General features: G+C 69.7%; 13 protein-coding genes and 1 pseudogene. 4 read left to right on the forward strand and 10 right to left on the reverse strand.

Annotated elements, in window-relative coordinates:
* Nucleotides 1–191: 191 nt before the first annotated feature.
* Together J5T34_RS11205 and J5T34_RS11210 are read right to left on the reverse strand one after the other, a co-directional pair.
* Nucleotides 192–983, reverse strand: coding sequence for a metallophosphoesterase (locus J5T34_RS11205; protein WP_208579808.1), 792 nt, complete (start codon nt 981–983; stop codon nt 192–194).
* 1,000 nt (nt 984–1,983) lie between these two features.
* Nucleotides 1,984–2,904, reverse strand: coding sequence for a LysR substrate-binding domain-containing protein (locus J5T34_RS11210; RefSeq protein ID WP_174109125.1), 921 nt, complete (start codon nt 2,902–2,904; stop codon nt 1,984–1,986).
* A gap of 118 nt (nt 2,905–3,022) precedes the next feature.
* Here J5T34_RS11210 and J5T34_RS11215 point away from each other — a divergent pair, with 118 nt between their 5' ends.
* Nucleotides 3,023–4,291, forward strand: coding sequence for an MFS transporter (locus tag J5T34_RS11215; RefSeq protein ID WP_208579809.1), 1,269 nt, complete (start codon nt 3,023–3,025; stop codon nt 4,289–4,291).
* Between the two features lie 33 nt (nt 4,292–4,324).
* Here J5T34_RS11215 and J5T34_RS11220 read toward each other — a convergent pair whose 3' ends face one another.
* From J5T34_RS11220 to hemL, 4 genes are all read right to left on the reverse strand, one after another.
* Complete coding sequence (locus tag J5T34_RS11220; protein WP_208579810.1) at nt 4,325–4,852, reverse strand: TPM domain-containing protein; 528 nt, start codon at nt 4,850–4,852, stop codon at nt 4,325–4,327.
* Between the two features lie 12 nt (nt 4,853–4,864).
* On the reverse strand, nt 4,865–5,680 hold the full coding sequence (locus J5T34_RS11225; protein ID WP_208579818.1) for a TPM domain-containing protein: 816 nt from the start codon (nt 5,678–5,680) through the stop codon (nt 4,865–4,867).
* Nucleotides 5,681–5,754: 74 nt separating this feature from the next.
* Nucleotides 5,755–6,381, reverse strand: coding sequence for a LemA family protein (locus J5T34_RS11230; RefSeq protein ID WP_208579811.1), 627 nt, complete (start codon nt 6,379–6,381; stop codon nt 5,755–5,757).
* Between the two features lie 98 nt (nt 6,382–6,479).
* On the reverse strand, nt 6,480–7,772 hold the full coding sequence (gene hemL / locus J5T34_RS11235) for a glutamate-1-semialdehyde 2,1-aminomutase (RefSeq protein ID WP_208579812.1): 1,293 nt from the start codon (nt 7,770–7,772) through the stop codon (nt 6,480–6,482).
* A 221-nt stretch (nt 7,773–7,993) separates the two neighbouring features.
* Here hemL and J5T34_RS11240 point away from each other — a divergent pair, with 221 nt between their 5' ends.
* A complete protein-coding gene (locus J5T34_RS11240; RefSeq protein ID WP_006577065.1) occupies nt 7,994–8,164 on the forward strand; it encodes a rubredoxin in 171 nt (56 codons plus the stop codon).
* A gap of 93 nt (nt 8,165–8,257) precedes the next feature.
* Here the strand turns inward: J5T34_RS11240 and J5T34_RS11245 are convergent, their stop codons facing one another.
* Nucleotides 8,258–8,500 (reverse strand): hypothetical protein, encoded by a 243-nt coding sequence (locus J5T34_RS11245; protein ID WP_006577064.1) that lies wholly within the window; start codon nt 8,498–8,500, stop codon nt 8,258–8,260.
* Nucleotides 8,493–9,929 (reverse strand): aldehyde dehydrogenase family protein, encoded by a 1,437-nt coding sequence (locus tag J5T34_RS11250; RefSeq protein WP_208579813.1) that lies wholly within the window; start codon nt 9,927–9,929, stop codon nt 8,493–8,495. The genes J5T34_RS11245 and J5T34_RS11250 overlap by 8 nt, the downstream gene beginning before the upstream one ends.
* Before the next feature lie 194 nt (nt 9,930–10,123).
* Here J5T34_RS11250 and ppa point away from each other — a divergent pair, with 194 nt between their 5' ends.
* The gene (gene ppa, locus J5T34_RS11255; protein WP_208579814.1) at nt 10,124–10,651 is read left to right on the forward strand and encodes an inorganic diphosphatase; all 528 of its coding nucleotides are present in this window, start codon (nt 10,124–10,126) and stop codon (nt 10,649–10,651) included.
* Nucleotides 10,652–10,662: 11 nt separating this feature from the next.
* Here the strand turns inward: ppa and J5T34_RS11260 are convergent, their stop codons facing one another.
* The gene (locus J5T34_RS11260) at nt 10,663–12,174 is read right to left on the reverse strand and encodes an ankyrin repeat domain-containing protein (protein WP_208579815.1); all 1,512 of its coding nucleotides are present in this window, start codon (nt 12,172–12,174) and stop codon (nt 10,663–10,665) included.
* A gap of 215 nt (nt 12,175–12,389) precedes the next feature.
* Here J5T34_RS11260 and J5T34_RS11265 point away from each other — a divergent pair, with 215 nt between their 5' ends.
* Nucleotides 12,390–17,624: a DUF294 nucleotidyltransferase-like domain-containing protein gene (locus tag J5T34_RS11265; RefSeq protein WP_208579816.1), complete on the forward strand. Its 5,235-nt coding sequence runs from the start codon at nt 12,390–12,392 to the stop codon at nt 17,622–17,624.
* 158 nt (nt 17,625–17,782) lie between these two features.
* Here the strand turns inward: J5T34_RS11265 and J5T34_RS11270 are convergent.
* Nucleotides 17,783–18,517, reverse strand: a pseudogene (locus J5T34_RS11270) (slipin family protein); the annotation flags it as partial.
* Nucleotides 18,518–18,570: the final 53 nt, after the last annotated feature.

The raw sequence follows: 18,570 nt of genomic DNA on the forward strand, positions 1-18,570 counted from the left end.
CCTTTGATGTCTACTTCTGCCATCAAAAGGTCGCCACGATCGACCTACACCAGGCTGACTAACCTGGACCTTGGACTGTTACCCATGTCCTGGCACATGTGTTACCTATGTCCCCGGTCCATACAGCACGCGGGAGAGGGGAGCAGAACCAGGGGCAAAATCAGAACAAAACCAGGACGCCGCCGCAGTCCTCAAACCTCCACCACATACCCCCAATCGAACTTCGGGTTCTCCAGCGCTCCATCGCCGCGCCGCACATAGCCGCGCGGGTTGCAGACCACGCGGGCGCGGTCGACCCGGTAGTCGAAGCTGGTGTGCGTATGGCCATGGATCCACAGGTCCGCGCGCTGGACCAGATCCGGGCGGCGCGAGATGAAGCCTGCCGAGGCGAGGTCGTGCGCATAGCGTGGATCGAGGCTGCCGAGGTCGGGGGCATGGTGGGTGACCACGACCGTTGCGCCATCGAAGGGCTTGTCGAGCTCGCTGGCCAGCCATGCCGACTCGGCGCGGTGCCGCGCCAGTGCATCGGCCGGCGTGAAGCGGCGGAGTTCGCCATCACCGGGCTTTTCCACGGAGATCAGCCGATGGTCGAGCATCACCTTGGCGCAGGCCTGCATCGCGTCGTCGATGCGTTCGCGGCCGAACAGCGCGTAGTCGGCCCACCAGGTCGTGCCCAGCACGCGCACCGGTGTTTGCCCGGCGGGCGCGAACACCGCGACGCCGCTGGCCAGCAGATGCACATCGGGATGCGCGGCGGCCGCCGCGGCCAGTTGCGCATCGACCTGCGTGAAGGTGCTGTCGTAGTACTCGTGATTGCCGGGCACATAGACGATCGGCCCGCGCAGATGCCGCGCGGCCCAGTCGATGCCATGGCGGCCGTTGGCGATGTCTCCGGCCAGCACGACGAGATCGGCATCGCAGTCGGGGACCGATTCCGGGGTATGGTGTTCCAGGTGCAGATCGCTCAGAACGCGTAGCTTCATGCCGTCTCCAGATGGGCCTGTGCCATCGGAGTGTTCAGCATGCGACCGGGCCGGTCAAGCCTGGCCGGCCTGTCGGCGCGAGCGCTTCGGCAGACGGTCCCACGGCGGCGCTTCGCCGCGGCCGGCGATCGGCGGCAGCGATCGCGGCGCCACGACGAAGCCGCCCATCCGGGGCAGCGGTCCATCGACGAACGGGCATCCCACATCGGCGCTTCTGCCGCTTCGGTGGTGTTTGCCTCTGCCGGCCGGTTTTGTCGTTCTCATGATTGGCTCCCCGTTGCCTCGCTGTGGCTCGCGCCGTCGGCTCCCCATCTTCGTATCGACCGGCATGCAAACGCTCGCCGTCCGGGAACGGCGCCGGGGGTGGCTCGATGCGGCGTCGAGCACATCCCCCGGGTTCGAACGGTGCGGCGGACCCCCCATACCCGCCGGTCCCGGCTCAGCCGTCTTGTCGTTGATGTGCCCCCGTTGTCCGAGGGCAGGCTTGCCGGGTACCACTGCGTGCCCTCGCCCAGGGCCGCGTTGTTTGTAACGCGGACAAGAGCGACGAGCGTGCCATCCTGCGCAAGCCTTTGATTTTGTTGATGTCGAGTTCCGGCGACATGTTACGAGACTGAGCGGATGTAACAAGATGTTTCGGTCGCGATACCGCCTCGATACGCTGAAATGGCATCGATCGCGGTGTGGCGTGGGACCGGAGCGGGGCGGTCGATGGGACGCCCGAAATTCGGCACGATGCGGCCCGATCGAAAGTGTTCCATGTTTGAAGCATCGGACGCGCACGCCAATGGCGGTCACGCGGCCTGATGGGACCCGGCTACGCGCGGGCTAGTCCGGACGGCGTAGACCAAATCGCGTAGCCGACCGCCATGCCGTCTGTGGCGCGGACGCCGGCATGGTCCGCCGTCATGCCATTGGATGAGCCACATCGAGTGGCGGCGGCGAAACGCGCCCGATCCGATTCGGTTGCAATGGTGAAACTGCGGCGATGCTGGTGCCGTCAGTCGATGCGGCCGCCTTCCGGCAGGCGCGACGCGTCGATCTGCTCGCGCAGCCACGCATGCATGCGCCGGATCGCATTTTCGTGCGGATGACCTTCGCGCCAGATCATCCAGTACTGCAGCGTCGACGGGATCCGCGTGGTGCCGATCTGCACCAGTGCCCCGCTGGCCAGATAGTCGTGGGCCAGCAGTGCCCGTGCGGTCGCCACGCCGACACCCGCGATGGCGGACTGCAGCAGCATGCCGGCGTCCTGGAAGATCGGCCCGCGCTCCGGCTCGTGCGTCGGCAGGCCGGCCTGCTCGAGCCAGTCGCGCCAGGAACGCAGCGCGAAACGCAGCATCGGCAGGCGCGGCAGGTCGGCCACCGTGAAGCCCGGATAGCGGGCCAGCAGCGCCGGGCTGGCCACCGCGATCACGGTGTCCTCGATCAGACGGTGGCATTCGAAGCCGGGCAGGTCGACGCGCTGGTGCCAGATGCCGACGTCGACCGAATACGGGTCCGGCGGCGGGATCTCGGCATGCAGGCGCAGGTGGACGTCGAGCATCGGCATCGCCTCGTACAGGCTCGGCAGCCGCCGGATCAGCCAGGCATTGGCCAGATCCGCCATCACGCTGACCTCCAGCCGGACCGCGGGCTGCTCGCCCTGGCCGCCGGCCTCGTTCAGCGCCTGCTGCAGGCCATCGAGCGCCGTGCGTACCCGCTCCGCGAGCCGCGCGCCGACGCTGGTGGGCAGCATGCGCGCCCCGGCCCGCTGGAACAGCCGGGTGCCGAGGGTCTGCTCCAGCCCTCGCACATGATGGCTGATCGCGCTGTGCGTCAGCGCCAGCTCCTCGGCCGCGCGCGAGAAGCTGCGATGGCGCGCGGCTGCCTCGAGCGCGCGCAGCGCCTGCAGCGGGGGAAGATGGGGGACCTGGGCCATGGTGTCGGGGAGAGAGGGAGGGAACGGCACTATCGAACGCCGGCCGTCAAATTCTACTCACAATGCGGGCACGAATTCTTCGTTGGTGCCGGCGCGCCGCAGCGCCGACAATCCGCGCATGACAACCGCAACGCTTCCTCCCTCCGGTCTGCCCGCCGCCGCCAGCGGCCTGCGCTGGCGCGTGCTGGCGATCTTCTCGCTCGGCTTCTTCGTTTCCTATGTCTATCGCGGCGTCAATTTCGGCTTCGCGCCATACCTGTCGCGCGAGCTGGGGCTGTCGGCGAGCGATCTTGGCCTGCTGACCAGCTGCTACTTCCTCGGCTTTGCCTGCGCCCAGTTGCCGGCCGGCTTGCTGCTGGACCGCTTCGGCCCGCGCCGCACCGAAGCTGCGTTGCTGCTGGTGGCGGCAGTGGGCACGCTGCTGTTCGCGCGGGGGGAGGGCATGGCGGCGCTGGCGGCGGGACGCCTGCTGATCGGCGTCGGTGTGTCGGTCTGTCTTGGCGCGGCGATCCAGGCCCTGTCGATGTGGTTTCCGCTGTCGCGGATGCCGCTGCTCAACGGGCTGGTGATGGCGATCGGCGGGCTCGGCGCGGTGGTCGTCGGTACGCCGCTCGATTGGCTGTTGTCGCTGGTGGATTGGCGCACCGTCTGCGCCGGCCTCGGCGGCGTGACCGTGGCGATGGCGCTGCTGCTGTGGTTCGGCGCGCCCGAAGCGGCGCGGCCGGGCGCCCGTGAAAGCCTGGCGGCGCAGTGGCGCGGCACCGTGGCGATCCTGCGCAGCGCGCCGTTCTGGCGCGTGGTGCCGCTGACGCTGCTGAACCAGGGCGTGTTTCTGGCGGTGCAGAGCCTGTGGGGCGGCGGCTTTCTGCGCGATGTCGGCGGCGTCGGGCCGGCACGCGCGGCGCAGCTGGTGTCGCTGATCGGCTTTGCGATGATGGGCGGCTGCGTGGTGGTCGGCTGGGCGGCGCGCCATCTGGAGCGGCTGGGCGTCAGCCTGCATGCCTTCGCCGGTATCGGCATGACGATGTTCATCGTGGTGCAGGCGCTGCTGATGGCGGGGGCGCCGCTGCCGGCCTGGCTGCTGTGGTCCGGCTACGGTGTGTTCGGCTCGACCGGCATCCTGACCTACGCGGTGCTGGCGCGCCAGTTCGACGGCGCGATGATCGGGCGCGCGACCACCGCGCTGACGCTGACGGTGTTCCTCGCGATCTTCCTCTGCCAGCTCGGCATCGGCATGGTGCTCGACCTGTGGCCGGCGGTGGACGGCCGCTATCCGGTGCGCGCGCATCTGGCGGCATGGGCCGTACTGGTTGGCTTGCAGGGGCTGGCGGCGATCTGGTACTGGATGGGGCCGCGCCAGCGGGGCGGCTCGGCTACGGCGGGCTAGCGGGCCAGCGACCGGCGGGCCCGCGTCCCGCCACTACAGCACGATCGGCCGGTCGTCGAGCTCGTTCGGATTGCCGTCGCCCTGCTGCGGGAAATGCCGGGCCAGCAGCGCGTGAATCTGCGCCACCGTGGCCAGCACTGGCTCGATCGACAGATCCCTGGCAAGGCCGTGTGCCAGCGTCTGGCACAGCGCGCTCCAGGTCTCGCGGTCCACGCGCGCATCGATGCCGCGGTCGGCCAGCAGTTCGACCGCGTGATCGGCCAGATTGATGTAGAGCAGCACGCCGGTGTGGTCGACGGTGTCCCAGACCTCGAGCGCCGCGAACAGCGCGCGGGCGCGTTCGCGCGGCGTCACGCCGGCCCAGGCCTGGGTCGCCGGCAGGCTCGATTCGATCACCACGCGCACTTCGCCCCGATGCTGGCGTTCGCCCTCGCGCACGGCACGCTGCAGCTGCGCCAGCGCATCGGGCGGAAAGTGGCGATGTGCGTGGGAGACCGGGGTCAGCGCATGACGCAGGGCGCGCCGCAGTCCGCGGGAAGGGGAAGGTGAACGGGTGGGCATGATGTCGTTCCCTTACCAGTTGCCGGAGGCGCCGCCGCCATCGAAGCCGCCGCCGCCTCCGCCGCCGAAGCCACCGCCGCCACCAAAACCACCACCGCCGAAACCGCCGCCGCCATGATGCCGGCCCCAGCCGCCGCCCAGGCCGCCGAGTCCGCCCAGCCCACCCAGCGTGCCCGCGGCCGTATCCCAGCCGCGCCGGCCGACCACGATCTGCCGGCGGCGGCCGCGCGTGGCGGAGAACAGGAAAAACGCGATGATCAGCAGCGGAAACAGCACCGGCAGCCAGTCGGCCAGCCTGCTCTGCTGCGCCTGCTTGCGCGCCTGCGGTCCGGGCAGCCCTTCCTTGTCGATGGTCGCCTGGATCGCCGAGATGCCGGCCGCGAGGCCGCCATAGAAATCGTTCTGGCGGAAGTGCGGCGCCATGATGTCCTGAAGGATGCGCTTGGACATCGCATCGGTCAGCGAGCCCTGCACGCCGCGACCGACCTCGAGCCGCATCTTGCGCAGGCCGGGCGGATTGTCCTTGGCGATCAGCACGATGACGCCGTCGTCGATGCCCTGGCGGCCAGCGCGCCAGGCGTCGGCCACGCGGATGCCGTAGGCGTCGATGGTCTCGGGATCGGTGGTCGGCACCATCAGCACGAAGATCTGGCTGCCGCGGGTGCGCTCGTATTCGGCCAGCACGTTTTCCAGCGCGTTGCGCTGCTCCGGCGCCAGCGTGCCGGTCAGGTCGGTGACGCGCTGGGCGAGCGGCGGCACCGCGACGAAGCCGTCGTTCTGGGCACGCGCCGCGCCGGCCACGCCGAGCAGCATCGCCAGCGCCAGCATGGGTGCCAACATCGGCGCCAGCGAGGCCCGCAGCCAGCGCCCGAGTCCTGCGGCGAAGGTCATCGGCACGAGGATCAGAACTTGACCGCCGGCGGCGTCGAGATCGCCTTCTCGTTCTCGACCGTGAACGACGGCTTGACCTCGTAGTTGAAGACCATCGCGGTCAGATTGGTCGGGAAGCTGCGCGCGAGCACGTTGTAGTCGCGCACTGCGGCGATATAGCGCTGGCGCGCGACCGTGATGCGGTTCTCGGTCCCTTCGAGCTGCGATTGCAGGTCGCGGAAGGCCGCGTCGGCCTTCAGCTGCGGATAGTTCTCGGCGACCGCCAGCAGCCGCGACAGCGCACCGCTCAGCTCGCCCTGCGCCTGCTGGAAGCGCTGGAAGGCCTGCGGATCGTTCAGCGTCTCCGGCGTGACCTGGATGCTGGTCGCGGTGGCGCGGGCCTTGGTCACGGCCTCCAGCGTCTCGCGCTCATGCGAGGCATAGCCCTTGACCGTATTGACGAGATTCGGAATCAGGTCGGCGCGGCGCTGATACTGGTTGACGACCTCGCCCCAGGCCGCCTTGATGGCTTCGTCCTTGGCCTGGAAGTCGTTGTAGCCGCAGGCGCTCAGCAGGCTCGCCAGCCAGGCCAGCAGCAGCCAGCGCAGCGGGCGCAGCGACGAAGCGAAGGTCGGCGATGAAGAAAGGAAGGCGCGCATCGGAAAACTCCGTGGATCATCGGAACGCCAGCAGTGTAGCGCACCGGCCGCTTGATGCATCCACGGAGCGGGGCCCTGGGGCGGGGCCTTGCAGCCGCTTACAGGGCGGCAAACGCCCGGCGCGCGGCCTCGAAGGTCGCCTCGAGGATCGCGTCGTCGTGCTGGGCGCCGACGAAGCCAGCCTCGAAGGCGGACGGCGCCAGATAGACGCCGTTGTCCAGCATCGCGTGGAAGAAGCGGTTGAACCGCGCGGTATCGCATTGCGTGACCTCGGCAAAGCTGGCCGGCACGCCCTCGCGGAAATAGAGCCCGAACATGCCGCCGACCGCGTCTGCGGCGAACGGCACGCCCGCTGCACGCGCGGCTTCAAGCAGGCCATCGGCCAGCTTGCGCGTCTGCGCGGCCAACTTGTCGTGAAAGCCCGGCGCCTGGATCAGCTTGAGCGTCGCCATGCCGGCCGCCACCGCCAGCGGGTTGCCCGACAGCGTGCCGGCCTGATAGACGCCGCCCAGCGGCGCCAGCCTGGCCATGATGTCGCGCCGGCCGCCGAAGGCCGCCGCCGGCATGCCGCCGCCGATCACCTTGCCCAGGCACGTCATGTCCGGCGTGATGCCGTAGTGCGCCTGCGCGCCGCCCAGCGCGACGCGAAAGCCCGTCATCACCTCGTCGAAGATCAGCACGGCGCCGTCGGCGCTGCACAGCTTGCGCATTGCCTGCAGGAAGGCGTCGCTCGCACGCACCAGGTTCATGTTGCCGGCCACCGGCTCGACGATCACCGCGGCGATCTCGCCGGCATGCGTGGCGAAGGCCTGTTCCAGCTGCTCGACGTTGTTGTACTCGAGGACCATCGTGTGGCGCGTGACGTCGGCCGGCACGCCCGCCGACGACGGCGCGTTCTGCGTGGTGTCGGCGAACGTCAGCAGCCCCGAGCCGGCCTTGACCAGCAGGCTGTCGGCGTGGCCGTGATAGCAGCCCTCGAACTTGATGATCAGATCGCGCCCGGTGAAGCCGCGCGCCAGCCGCAGCGCGCTCATGGTGGCCTCGGTGCCCGAGGACACCAGACGTACCTGCTCGATCGACGGCACCAGCTTGCAGATCTCCTCGGCCATTTCGATCTCGGCCTCGGTCGGTGCGCCGAACGAGAAGCTGCCGGCCGCGACCTGCTGCACCGCACGCACCACGTCGGGGTGCGCATGGCCGACGATCATCGGCCCCCACGAGCCGATGTAGTCGATATAGCGCTGGCCGTCCGCGTCCCACATGTAGGGACCTTCGGCGCGCTCGATGAAGCGGGGCGTGCCGCCGACCGAGCGGAAGGCGCGCACCGGCGAATTGACGCCGCCGGGAATGGTCTGCTGGGCGCGGTCGAAGAGCTGCTGGTTTCGTGACATGTCGTGATCTGCCTGGAAGAGGAGGGCCGGATGAAAGCGGTGGCCGGGAGAAATGCGGGCGGGTGCGCCGTGGAACGCCAATTCGCGCGAACCGTATGCGATCGGCTGCAATCCGCGTCAATCGCCATCGATCCGGACGTCAAATACCGGGTTGCCGGTGGCGCGCCGCGCGTCGATTCGGTACCATCTGCGCTGAATTTTAATCGAGACGTCACCACCCTATGGAATACAAGACCTGGATGTGCCTGATTTGCGGATGGATTTACGATGAAGCCGCCGGCGCGCCCGAAGACGGCATCCCGCCCGGAACGAAATGGGAAGATGTGCCGATCAACTGGACCTGCCCGGAATGCGGCGCCCGCAAGGAAGACTTCGAGATGGTGGCGATCTGAGGGGCGTTTGACCTTCGTTTCGTACTTCGCACGCACCGCACAAGAAAATCTGCCGACGGTGGCCATCCCTGCCACCGTCCGGCCTGGGCCATCCTAGCCCGAGAACGGCCCGCGCCCCCGCAGCGCATTGGCCACCATCATCAGCGCCAGCAGGAACGGCAGCGCGACATACAGGCACCAGTGCACCCGGTCACCGATCGTTTCGCCCCATTTGCGCTTGAATACCTGCAGCCGCGGCATCCCCGAGGGATTGGTCGCGCGCTTGTGGTTGACGTGCCAGGCCATCCAGAAAAAGAAGATGGCGAAGGCGACCGAGAGGAAGTTGATATTACCCATGGTGGATAGCGATGGTTTTGAGGGTGGTGAAGCCGTATAGCGCCTCGAAACCCTTTTCGCGCCCGTGGCCCGACTGTCCGGAGCCGCCGAACGGCAATTCGACGCCGCCGCCGGCGCCATAGTTGTTGATGAAGACCTGGCCCGCGCGCACCTTGCGGGCCAGCCGCAGCTGGCGCGCGCCATCGCGCGTCCAGATGCCCGCCACCAGGCCATAGGGCGTGCCGTTGGCCAGCGCGATCGCGTCCTGTTCGTCGTCGAAGGGCATCGCCGCCAGCAGCGGGCCGAACACCTCTTCCTGCGCCAGCCGGTGCGTTGCCGGCACGTCCCGCAGCAGCATCGGCACCTGGTAGTAGCCGGTCTCCGGCGCATCGGCCACGATCTGGCCCTGCGCCATCACCGGGATGCCGGCGTGCTGCGCGTCGGAGACGAAGTCCCAGACCCGCTGCTGCTGCTTGCGGCTGATCAGCGGTCCGCATTCGAGGTCCTGCTCGGCGGGGCCGACCCGCAGCGACTCGAACACCATCGCCAGCCGGTCCAGCAGCGCGTCGTACAGCGGGCGCTCGACCAGCAGCCGGCTGCCGGCCGAACAGGTCTGGCCGGCGTTCTGCACGATGCCGCGCACCACGACCGGCACCAGCGCATCGACATCGGCGTCGGCGAACACGATCTGCGGCGACTTGCCGCCCAGTTCCAGCGTGACGGGCACATGATTCTCGGCGGCCATCTGCGCGACCAGCTTGCCGGTCTGCGGCGAGCCGGTGAACGACAGATGGTCGATGCCGGGATGGCGCGCCAGCGCGGCGCCGGCCTCGTGCCCATAGCCGGTGACCACGTTCAGCGCGCCCTCGGGCAGGCCGACTTCCGCCGCCAGTTCGGCCACGCGCAGCAGCGACAGGCAGGCGTCCTCGGCCGGCTTGACCACGCAGGCGTTGCCGGCGGCCAGCGCCGCGCCGACGCTGCGCCCGAAGATCTGCAGCGGATAGTTCCACGGCACGATATGGCCGGTGACCCCGTGCGGCTCGCGCACGGTCAGCACCGTATAGCCGTTCTGATAGGGGATGGTCTGGCCGTGCAGCTTGTCGGCGGCGCCGGCGTAGAACTCGAAATAGCGGGCGATCGCGCGCGCGTCGGCGTGGGCCTGGCTCAGCGGCTTGCCGGTGTCGCGCGCTTCGAGCGCGGCCAGCTCGGCCTCGTGCTCGGTGAGCTTGCGCGACAGGTCGGTCAGCAGGCGGCCGCGCTCGGCGGCCGACAGCGCGCCCCAAGGGCCTTCGAAGGCCTGGCGCGCAGCATAGACCGCGGCGTTGATATCGGTCGCGTTGCCGCGCGCGATCTCGGCGAAGGGCGCGCCGGTGGAAGGGTCGAACACCTTGATGCGCATGCCGGAATCCGGCGCCATCAGGCGGTTGGCAACGAAGTGCTGGGCGTGCATCGTCATGCTCCGGCTGAAAATTCCAAGCCGGCATTATCGCCCAGCCGGGGCGCGCATCCGCAAGGCGCGCCGCCGCAGAAGCCGCGGTGGGGCCACCCGGACTGTCAGTTCCGGGTCAGACCGAGCCGCTATAATGCCGGCCATCGTCAAACCCTGGCCAAATACCGGCCGAATACAGGCATCTGGAGAACCGCATGAGCTTCAATCTCGTCCCGCCGGGCAAGGACATCCCGAACGACTTCAACGTGATCATCGAGATCTCCGCCCAGAGCGATCCGGTCAAGTACGAGGCCGACAAGGAAACCGGCCTGCTGTTCGTCGACCGCTTCATCGGCACCGGCATGCGCTATCCGGCCAACTACGGCTTCATTCCGCAGACGCTGTCGGGCGACGGCGACCCGGTCGACGTGCTGGTGATCACCCCGTTCCCGATCCTGGCCGGCGCCGTGGTGCGCTGCCGCGCGCTGGGCATGCTGAAGATGACCGACGAAGCGGGCGTGGACGCCAAGCTGATCGCGGTGCCGGTGGACAAGCTGTCGCCGGCCACGGCCTACATGAAGGGCCTGTCGGACGTGCCGCAGAACACGCTGGACCAGATCAAGCACTTCTTCGAAAACTACAAGGCGCTCGAGGCCGGCAAGTGGGTCAAGGTCGAGGGCTGGGGCGGCATCGAGGAAGCGCACAAGGAAATTACCGACGGCGTGGCGACCTACACGAAGTAAGCTGCCCGCGATCACCGCCTAAGCAGGCGCTGCAGCGCCTGCGGCAGACTCATAACCGGCCTCGCTTGCGAGGCCGCGTTCATGCTGGCGGCCGGCTTCGAGCCCGTGCCGTCCCTCTTGCCCGGCATCGGCAAGTCCCTCCCTGGCTCCGCCCCCGCTTTCGGGGTCGCCTTCGTCTGCGCAGACAGCTGTGCGAGCGCACGCCTGAGCGGCTCGGCGCAGGCCATGAAGACTTTCTCCGCCGTGACCATGCCGCTTAGCCGCAGGTGCTCGCGCTCCTGCGCGTTCAGCCAGACACCGGCATCGAGAAAGGCCTGCATCGCTTCGACTTGCCCCATCCTGCATGCCTCGAAGATGGGCCGCTCGCCCGCGGCGTTGCGCGCGTGCGGATCGGCGCCGCGCGCCAGCAGCAGTGACACCGTGGCGGCATGACCGCCCGCGGCGGCGGCATGCAGCGGCGTGCGCTGCTGGATGTCGCGCTCGCACAGGCTGGCGCCGTGCTTGAGCAGCCAGCCTATCGCCGACCGGTTGCCACGGTATGCGGCTTCGTTAAGCGCGCTGCGTCCGTTTTGATCGCGCGCCAGCGGATCGGCGCGGTGCAATGTCAGCCAGGCAAGCAGTGTGCGGGTGCGTTCGCCGTGGTCATGGTGGGTCGCCAGTTGCATCGGCAGATGTCCCAGGCCGGTGTGCGCCAGAGGGTCGGCTCCAAGCTGCAGCAGCCATGTCGCCAGGGCGAGATCCTGCTGCGCGCAGGCAAGGTGGAAGGCGTTGCGGCCATCCGGGCCGAGCCGATCGATAAAGGTTCGGCGTTCCTTTTCCGGCACGGCCTGCACGATCGCCTGCACTGCGTTGAGGCAGCCCAGCTCGCAGGCCCGCAGCCAGCCCTGATGCAGGCCCGCGTCGATCACGGCGGCATGGCGTTCCCCGCGCAGCCGCGCCAGTGTCTGTGCGACGCGGCTTTGCAGCTCGACGGTCGGCAGGTTCAGCGCATCGAGTTGCTCCTTGAGCTCGGACAGCAATGATTCGATCGAGTCCGCTTCCTGCCGGAGATCGTCGATCAACGCCGCGCGTCGCGGCGGCGGACCGAACGAGAAGCACCGGTGCATTTCCATCTCGGCTCCGAGCCGCTGTTCGAAACGGTCCATCCGCCGCGCCAGTTCGTCGGCATCGAGGGGAACGAAGCGCTTGCCGTCCTCGGCGACGACATGAGCGATCTTGCCGGGTGGCATGCGCGCCTCGATGGTTTCGCGATAGCGGGCGGCGATCGTGCGGGTCAGCGCGTCCAGCTCGTCTCGATAGCGCTGCGCCAGCGCTTGCTCCGCGTTGGCATCGCCATGAGGCTCGGCCTCGTCGCACAACAACGTCAACTGCAGATTCAACACCTGTGAACGACGGCTCAGCCATCGCTCCAGTTCTTCGAAGGGCGATACCACGGGATGGTGCGCGATGGCGGCCTGCGCCATCTGTTGCGTGAGGGCCTCCGCGCGTGCACTGGTGGCGTTGTGGGCGGATATGGAAAGCATGGCAGGTTCAGGGCCGATCGGCCGCGGTGGATGGAGGCCCGAATCTAGCGGCGCCGAGGTCGCGGCCTGTCGAATTTGGTACCGCCTCTGTCGCGAATGGCATGGGCCAAGTGGTTCGCTGCAGCGGCATCGCCTACCGTTCGCTTCCGCCCGCCGGTGCCGGCAGCCGCGCGGCGTCATCCGACCAACGCCGGACCCGGAGGAATCCCATCGCCATGTTCAGCGCCGCTGTCACACGTATCGGTATGCTGGTCCCGTTGGGGATCGGCCATTCACGCAACACGGAGCGCGAGGCATTGCGCCAGGCCATCGACGCCGGGAATCGGCGGCTCGTCAAGGACCTGCTGGCCGGCACGCCGGCACTGGCCAGCAGCGCCGATGACGACGGCGAGTCGCCACTGCACTGGGCGGTGCGCGCCGCGGCGCGCGACGGCAGCGGGGACCGCCGCGTCATCGTCACCTGCTTGCTCGAAGCGGGCGCCGACCCCGCGGCAAGGAACCGCCAGGGTTTGACGCCGATCGATCTTGCCGCCCAGGTGCCGTACGATCCCGCCGTGCTGAGCGCGCTGCGCGGCAGCGGCCGGCGCGCGTCCACCCCGGCGCATCATGCGGGCCACGCCCCGGAGCGAAGCTCGGACCAGGCAGATCAGCGCGAGGGCACCACTGTCGAACAAAGCCTGCAGGGCATCGCCGCGACGCTGTGGCAGCGCGATCCAGCCGGGCAGCCCGATTCGCCCGCACGCGTTCGGAAGCTGCTGCGGACTCTTGCCGCGCTGTATCGCGACGCCGATGCCGATTGCGCGAAGTCCTGCCTGTCCTGCCTGCGCCTGCTGCTGCAGCGATACCCGCGGCTGAACGAAACGCATGGCGACGAGATGGTGTGCCTGTACGAGGCCCTGGTGCGCGTGTGGATGCGCGGCAGCCATTGGCAGGAGGGCTTCTGCTATGCCCATCACGCGCGCCGGCTGCTGCCGGCGGGCGCGCGCGATGCGGCGGGCGTGGAGGCCATCGTCGACCGGCTCGAAGCCGCGATGGTGCGGGAGCACCTGTCGCAGTGGGCGCCGCGGGCACAGGCCCAGTTGCGCGCGGCGCTGTTCGATCTCGGTACGCAATGCGCGGCGGCGACCGCGCCACTGCGCATGCTCGAGCGCGCCCATTGCCTGTTCGAAGCGGTCGGACGCGCCGAAGCGCTGATGGCCAGCCACCGCATGGCCTTTGCACCGGACGAGGCGCCGCGCGAGGCCGTGCCGGTGCGGCAGCTGACCACCGCGATCGTTGCGCTGCTGGACCGGCTGCGCAGAACCGCCAAAGGCGCCATCGAATTCATCGAAGTCGCGCATCGCGTGCTGCTGCTGGCCGAAGCGGCCGGCGAGATCGGCCTGCACGTGCAGGGCGCGGCGTGGTGCGACAGCGTCGTGCGGCAGGTCGAGCAGGAGGAGTGCGCGGCTTCGCTCAGGGGTTACGACTGCTCGGCACATCGGCGGATGGCGCAGTCGCTGCGGGGCGGCGCCGGCGCGCCGGTCCGCAGCGCGGTTCAGCCCCAGCCGGTCTGGCGAGCGCTGCGGGACAGCGTCGATGCATTGCGCCGACAGGCCGCCGAGGAGCTGGCCGCGCTGGCGCCGACCGATCCGACGGATCGCGCGGCCTTGTGCGACTGGGAGACCCCGCTGCCGATCGAGGACCTGCAGGAACGGCTGACCGCGCGCTACAAGGCATTGATCGCGCAGATCGCGCGCGCGTGCCGGCATTGGATGCTGACCGAGCCGCCGTGCGCGTTCGCCATCGTCGGACTCGGTTCGATGAGCCGCGGCGACATGGGGCCGTATTCGGACTTCGAGTATGCGGTGCTGCTGGCCGAACCGGCGCATCCCGACAGCGCCGCGCGTGCGTGGTTCGCCAGGTTCTGCCGGCTGTTCGATCTGGCCGTCTGCAGCCTGGGCGAAACGGTACCGGGCCACGATCATCCGTTGCGCGTGCCGGCTGGCTTCCAGATCGACGCCGGCGTGCGCGAGGGCGCGTCGGCACTGGCATGGACTGGCACGCCGGAGCAGCTCGCCGAGGCGCTGCGCCAGCGCAGCATGGCCAATGCCAACGACCGTCCCGACGCTGACCAGGGCCTGCATTTCTCCTTGCTGTCGCCATCCGTGGCGCATGGCGACGAGGCGCTGATGCGGCGGCTCCGGGTCGCGATGTCCGGGACCGTCGACGCGCCGCTGCACGGCGATGACCCCGGCCGCCTGTGCGCCCGCGAAGATCTGGCGGTGCGTCAGCTGCATGCCGATCTGAACCGTCTTGGCGAGGTGCTGGCGCGCGGGGCCGGGACGGGCGCCGATCTGAAGCAGGCCTGTCGCGGACCGCTCGTGCATACGCTGACCGCGCTGTCGCTGCTGTTCGGCCACGACGCGGCGCCGCCGCGCGCGGCCCTGGCGCGCCTGGATGCGTTGAAGCGGTTCTCGACACCATTCCTGGCCGACTGGCGCTGGGCCATGGCCGCAGTGCAGACCGTCCGCTATCGCCTGCAGCTGAACGCGGGCCGGCGCGAGGAGCAGGGTGACGCGACACTGACCGGACCGGAGCGCGACATCCTGCAGGCGGCGCGAGAGCTGGTGGTGCGGCCGCTGTGGGCCGCGCTGTCCCCGCTGGTGGGAACGGACCAGCGGCCGCCGCGGCCGGTGATCGAGGCGGTGCGCGCGCTGCGTCGCCTCGACGACGTCGATCCGGCGCTGCCCGCGATCGTCGCGGACCGGCCGCTGTCGCTGGCAGCGACACGCAACCTCGCCGCCACGCTGGCGGTCCGTCGCGCGCCGGCGGACGAACTGCGCCGTTACTATGAGGCCGCAATGGCGGGCGCGCCGCGCGGCGAGACCACGCAACGCTGGATCGCCTGGCGCGACGCGCTCGGGGCGGTGCCGGGCAACGAGGGGCGGCTGCGCGCGCTTGGCCATCTGCCGTGGCCGGACGGCTGGCGTGCGCAATCGGCCGAAATGCAATCGCGTTTCCGCCGCGCACTCGAAAGCTGGCTTGTCGACGCCGCCGGCGCCAGGGATGCCGCGGGCCGGGCCGGTCCGGCGATCCAGGTGCGCGTGCCCACGCCGGGCGGCGCCGGCGGGGTTCGCCTGTCGCCCGCCATCGCCCGGCAATTGTTCGATGCCCATGGCAATGTCCTGCCCAAGCCCGCGGGACAACCGGGCTCGCATGGCGTGCTGCCGGTCCGCTTCGAGGCCGAGGGCCACGAGTGGCTCTGCTGGGTCAAGTTCGGCCCCGAGGCGCCCGGCAGCGAGCGGCTGCTGCATGCGCTGGACCGTCGCCTGACCGGCGGGCGCGGCATGGCGGCGAGCCTGGCCATGCAGCTGCGCAGCGGCGGCCGCGTGCTCGATGTGCAGGTCACCGAAGACGTCGCGGGCCGCTCGCTGGCAACACTGCTGCGTGTGGAACCCACCGCGCTGCGTGCCATCGATCCGGCCTCGTTCACCCGCGCACTGCTGCGCGAACTGGTCAGCGGGCCCGCCGACGACAAGGCCGACGACTATTTCCTCGTCGAGCGCGGCGAGCGGCAGGCGCTGAAGCGGATCGACAGCGGCCGCGCGGGCCTGGCCATGTTGGGGCTGACGGCCGCCGGCCGGCCACACCTGCCGGTCCGCAGCTACCTGTTCTGCCTGGACCAGATGGTGCAGCCGCTCGATCTGGCGGTGCTCGAGGAAGTGGGCCGGCTGCAGCCCGACACGCTGCTGCGCAGCTGGCTGGAGGACGCCTTCCGCGTGCAGCAGGACCACGGCGCCATCTTCGGCGAGGGCAGCGGGGCGGCGCATGCCGGCCTGCTGGGCCTGACACCGTCCGGCGCGATGCTGCCGCTGCGCCAGCGACTCGAAAGCGTGATCGGCATGGCCGCGTTGGCGGCGCGCCTGCGCACCGCGCCGACCGGCATGGCGTGGTTGCGCAGTCTGGAGCCCGAGCTTGCCGCACCCTACCTGGCCGCGTTCGAGCGCTATCCGGTACGCGCCGCGGACGCCGGCGCGCCCGCACGGCGCTTCGCCTGCCTCGACGAGCGTCTGGCGCGCCGCGACGGCCACGGCCGCTATGCGGGTGCCGACCCGTTTGCCCACGCCACGCGTTTTGGCCTGACGGCCGTCCATCCGCGACCGGCCGCCGGTTCGAGCGAGCTCGCGCTCGGCATCACCACATCGGCCGCCGGCGCGCTCTCGTGGCTGACAGGATCGCCGGCGCGCGATCTCGCTTCGATGGTCGTCGGCGTGCTCAGCGGCAGGGAGGGCGCGCAGCGCGACCTGGCCGCGTTGCCGCTGCGCCAGCGCACTGCCGTGTTCGACGCGATCGCGATGGCGTTGCATGCCGACACGCGCGCCATCGCGGTCGCCGATCAGCGCCGCTTGCTGGCGGCGATGGCCGGCACCGCCTTTGTCTGTCTGGACCTGAGTCCGTTCGCCGCGGCGCTGACCGATCCGCTGCTCGAAGGCTTGCTGCGCGGCGCCGGCACCGCGTTGCGGCGGCTGGACCTGAGCGGCTGCGCCCACCTGACGCCGCAGGTGCTGCGCCGTGTCGAGGCGCTTGCCCCCGCCCTGCGCATCCTGAATCTGCGAGCGATGCGTTGGCCCGGAGACTGGTTGTCGGGCGAGATGACGCTGGCCGAGCGCCCCGCCGCGCCGCTGATCCGGCCGTATGGTCCGTTGCAGTGGGGGCCGCTGCACTGGGCCGCGCTGGAAACGCTCGATCTGTTTGGCAACGGTGGGCTGCAGACGCTATGGGTGAGCGCACCGGCGCTGCGCACGCTTCGTATCGATGGCTGCGCTGCGCTGCGGGCGCTGCGGCTGGACGGCGTACACCTGCTGAACCGGCTCGATGCGGGCCAATGCGTGGCGCTGACCGAGCCGGTGCTGCGCGACCTGGCGCGCGACAATCCGGAACTGGCCGAGGTGCGGCTGGCAGGCTGTACGCAGCTGCGGCACATCGGCCTGCGCGAGGCCCATCCCTGGTTGCTTGCCTGGCCGTGGAACACGTGGACGCACGCGGGTGCCGCACGGCTGTACGAATCGCTGACCAGAGCCGACGGCAACCCCTACCGGCCGATGCCGCGCTACGTGATCAGGCAGATCAACGCCTGGTTGCAAGAGCGGGAACGGGCGGTGCAGGCGCTGACCCAGCTCTATGGCGATGCCGGCGCGCCGCAGCGGCTGCGCGAGGCGGCCGAGGCAGCGTTGCTCGGCAGCGAAAGCGTCGCGCAGCGCGAAGCCGGGTGGGCCGCCGCGACGCTGATCGGCAATGCCAGCGATTCGCAGCCGGCGATCGGCATCGACCTGCTGGTGCCGGCGCTGTCTGCGGCCAGCAGCGAAGCGACACGCGTCGCCGCCGCGGCCGCGCTGGGCAGCCTGATCGCGATCCCCTCGCGCGACGATGTCGCGCGGTGGGCCCGGCTCGATGCGGGATCGTCGCGATAGAGCGCCTGTCGTGCTCGCCACGATGCGGTCGAATCCATGCGGCCGGATCAATGCGGCGGCTCGTTGCTGCCGCCGGGACGGCCGGTGGTTTCCATCGACGCCGCCATGCCCGCCTCCGTGCCCGCCGCCTGCGCCGCAGCGCCGCGCACGTGCGGCCGCAATACCTCCATCATCTCGATCGGCACCGGAAACACGATGGTCGAGCTGCGATCGCCCGCGACCTGCGTCAGCGTCTGCAGATAGCGCAGCTGCATCGCCTGCGGCTGCCGGGCCAGCATCTGCGCGGCCTCCAGCAGCTTTACCGAGGCCTGCAGCTCGCCCTCGGCGTGGATCACCTTGGCGCGCCGTTCGCGCTCGGCTTCGGCCTGCCGCGCGATCGCGCGCACCATCGATTCGTTCAGGTCGACATGCTTGATCTCGACGTTGGACACCTTGATGCCCCAGGCATCGGTCTGCGCGTCCAGCACCTTCTGGATGTCCAGGTTCAGCTTCTCGCGCTCGGACAGCATCTCGTCGAGGTCGTGCTTGCCGAGCACCGCGCGCAGCGTGGTCTGCGCCAGCTGGCTGGTCGCCTCGAGGAAGTTGGCCACCTGGATGATCGCGTTCTGCGGATCGACCACGCGGAAGTAGACCACCGCATTGACCTTGACCGAGACGTTGTCGCGCGAGATCACGTCCTGCGCCGGCACGTCCATCACCACGGTGCGCAGATCGACCCGCACCATCTGCTGGATCACCGGTATCACCAGCACCAGCCCCGGGCCCTTGACGCGCCAGAACCGGCCCAGCATGAACACCACGCCGCGTTCGTACTCGCGCAGCACGCGGAAGGCGGAGAAGATCAGCAGGGCCAGCAGGATGACGAGGGTGCCGGCGCTGAGGCTGAAGATCATGGTCGGTCTCCTTGTGGGGGCGTGGGGGAGGGCGGCGGTGGCCGCGCCGGGGA

It is taken from the genome of Cupriavidus gilardii (genome assembly GCF_017598945.1).
GTDB classification, from domain to species: domain Bacteria; phylum Pseudomonadota; class Gammaproteobacteria; order Burkholderiales; family Burkholderiaceae; genus Cupriavidus; species Cupriavidus gilardii_E.

Coding starts and splice junctions, on each gene's coding strand:
- J5T34_RS11225 (WP_208579818.1), bottom strand. CDS start 5,680: ATGCTGGCGCTGGCGATGCTGCTCGGCGTGGCCGGCGCGGCGCGTGCC.
- J5T34_RS11210 (WP_174109125.1), bottom strand. CDS start 2,904: ATGGCCCAGGTCCCCCATCTTCCCCCGCTGCAGGCGCTGCGCGCGCTC.
- J5T34_RS11245 (WP_006577064.1), bottom strand. CDS start 8,500: ATGGGTAATATCAACTTCCTCTCGGTCGCCTTCGCCATCTTCTTTTTC.
- J5T34_RS11265 (WP_208579816.1), top strand. CDS start 12,390: ATGTTCAGCGCCGCTGTCACACGTATCGGTATGCTGGTCCCGTTGGGG.
- J5T34_RS11260 (WP_208579815.1), bottom strand. CDS start 12,174: ATGCTTTCCATATCCGCCCACAACGCCACCAGTGCACGCGCGGAGGCC.
- J5T34_RS11205 (WP_208579808.1), bottom strand. CDS start 983: ATGAAGCTACGCGTTCTGAGCGATCTGCACCTGGAACACCATACCCCG.
- J5T34_RS11240 (WP_006577065.1), top strand. CDS start 7,994: ATGGAATACAAGACCTGGATGTGCCTGATTTGCGGATGGATTTACGAT.
- J5T34_RS11220 (WP_208579810.1), bottom strand. CDS start 4,852: ATGCCCACCCGTTCACCTTCCCCTTCCCGCGGACTGCGGCGCGCCCTG.
- J5T34_RS11215 (WP_208579809.1), top strand. CDS start 3,023: ATGACAACCGCAACGCTTCCTCCCTCCGGTCTGCCCGCCGCCGCCAGC.
- J5T34_RS11250 (WP_208579813.1), bottom strand. CDS start 9,929: ATGCACGCCCAGCACTTCGTTGCCAACCGCCTGATGGCGCCGGATTCC.
- hemL (WP_208579812.1), bottom strand. CDS start 7,772: ATGTCACGAAACCAGCAGCTCTTCGACCGCGCCCAGCAGACCATTCCC.
- J5T34_RS11230 (WP_208579811.1), bottom strand. CDS start 6,381: ATGCGCGCCTTCCTTTCTTCATCGCCGACCTTCGCTTCGTCGCTGCGC.
- ppa (WP_208579814.1), top strand. CDS start 10,124: ATGAGCTTCAATCTCGTCCCGCCGGGCAAGGACATCCCGAACGACTTC.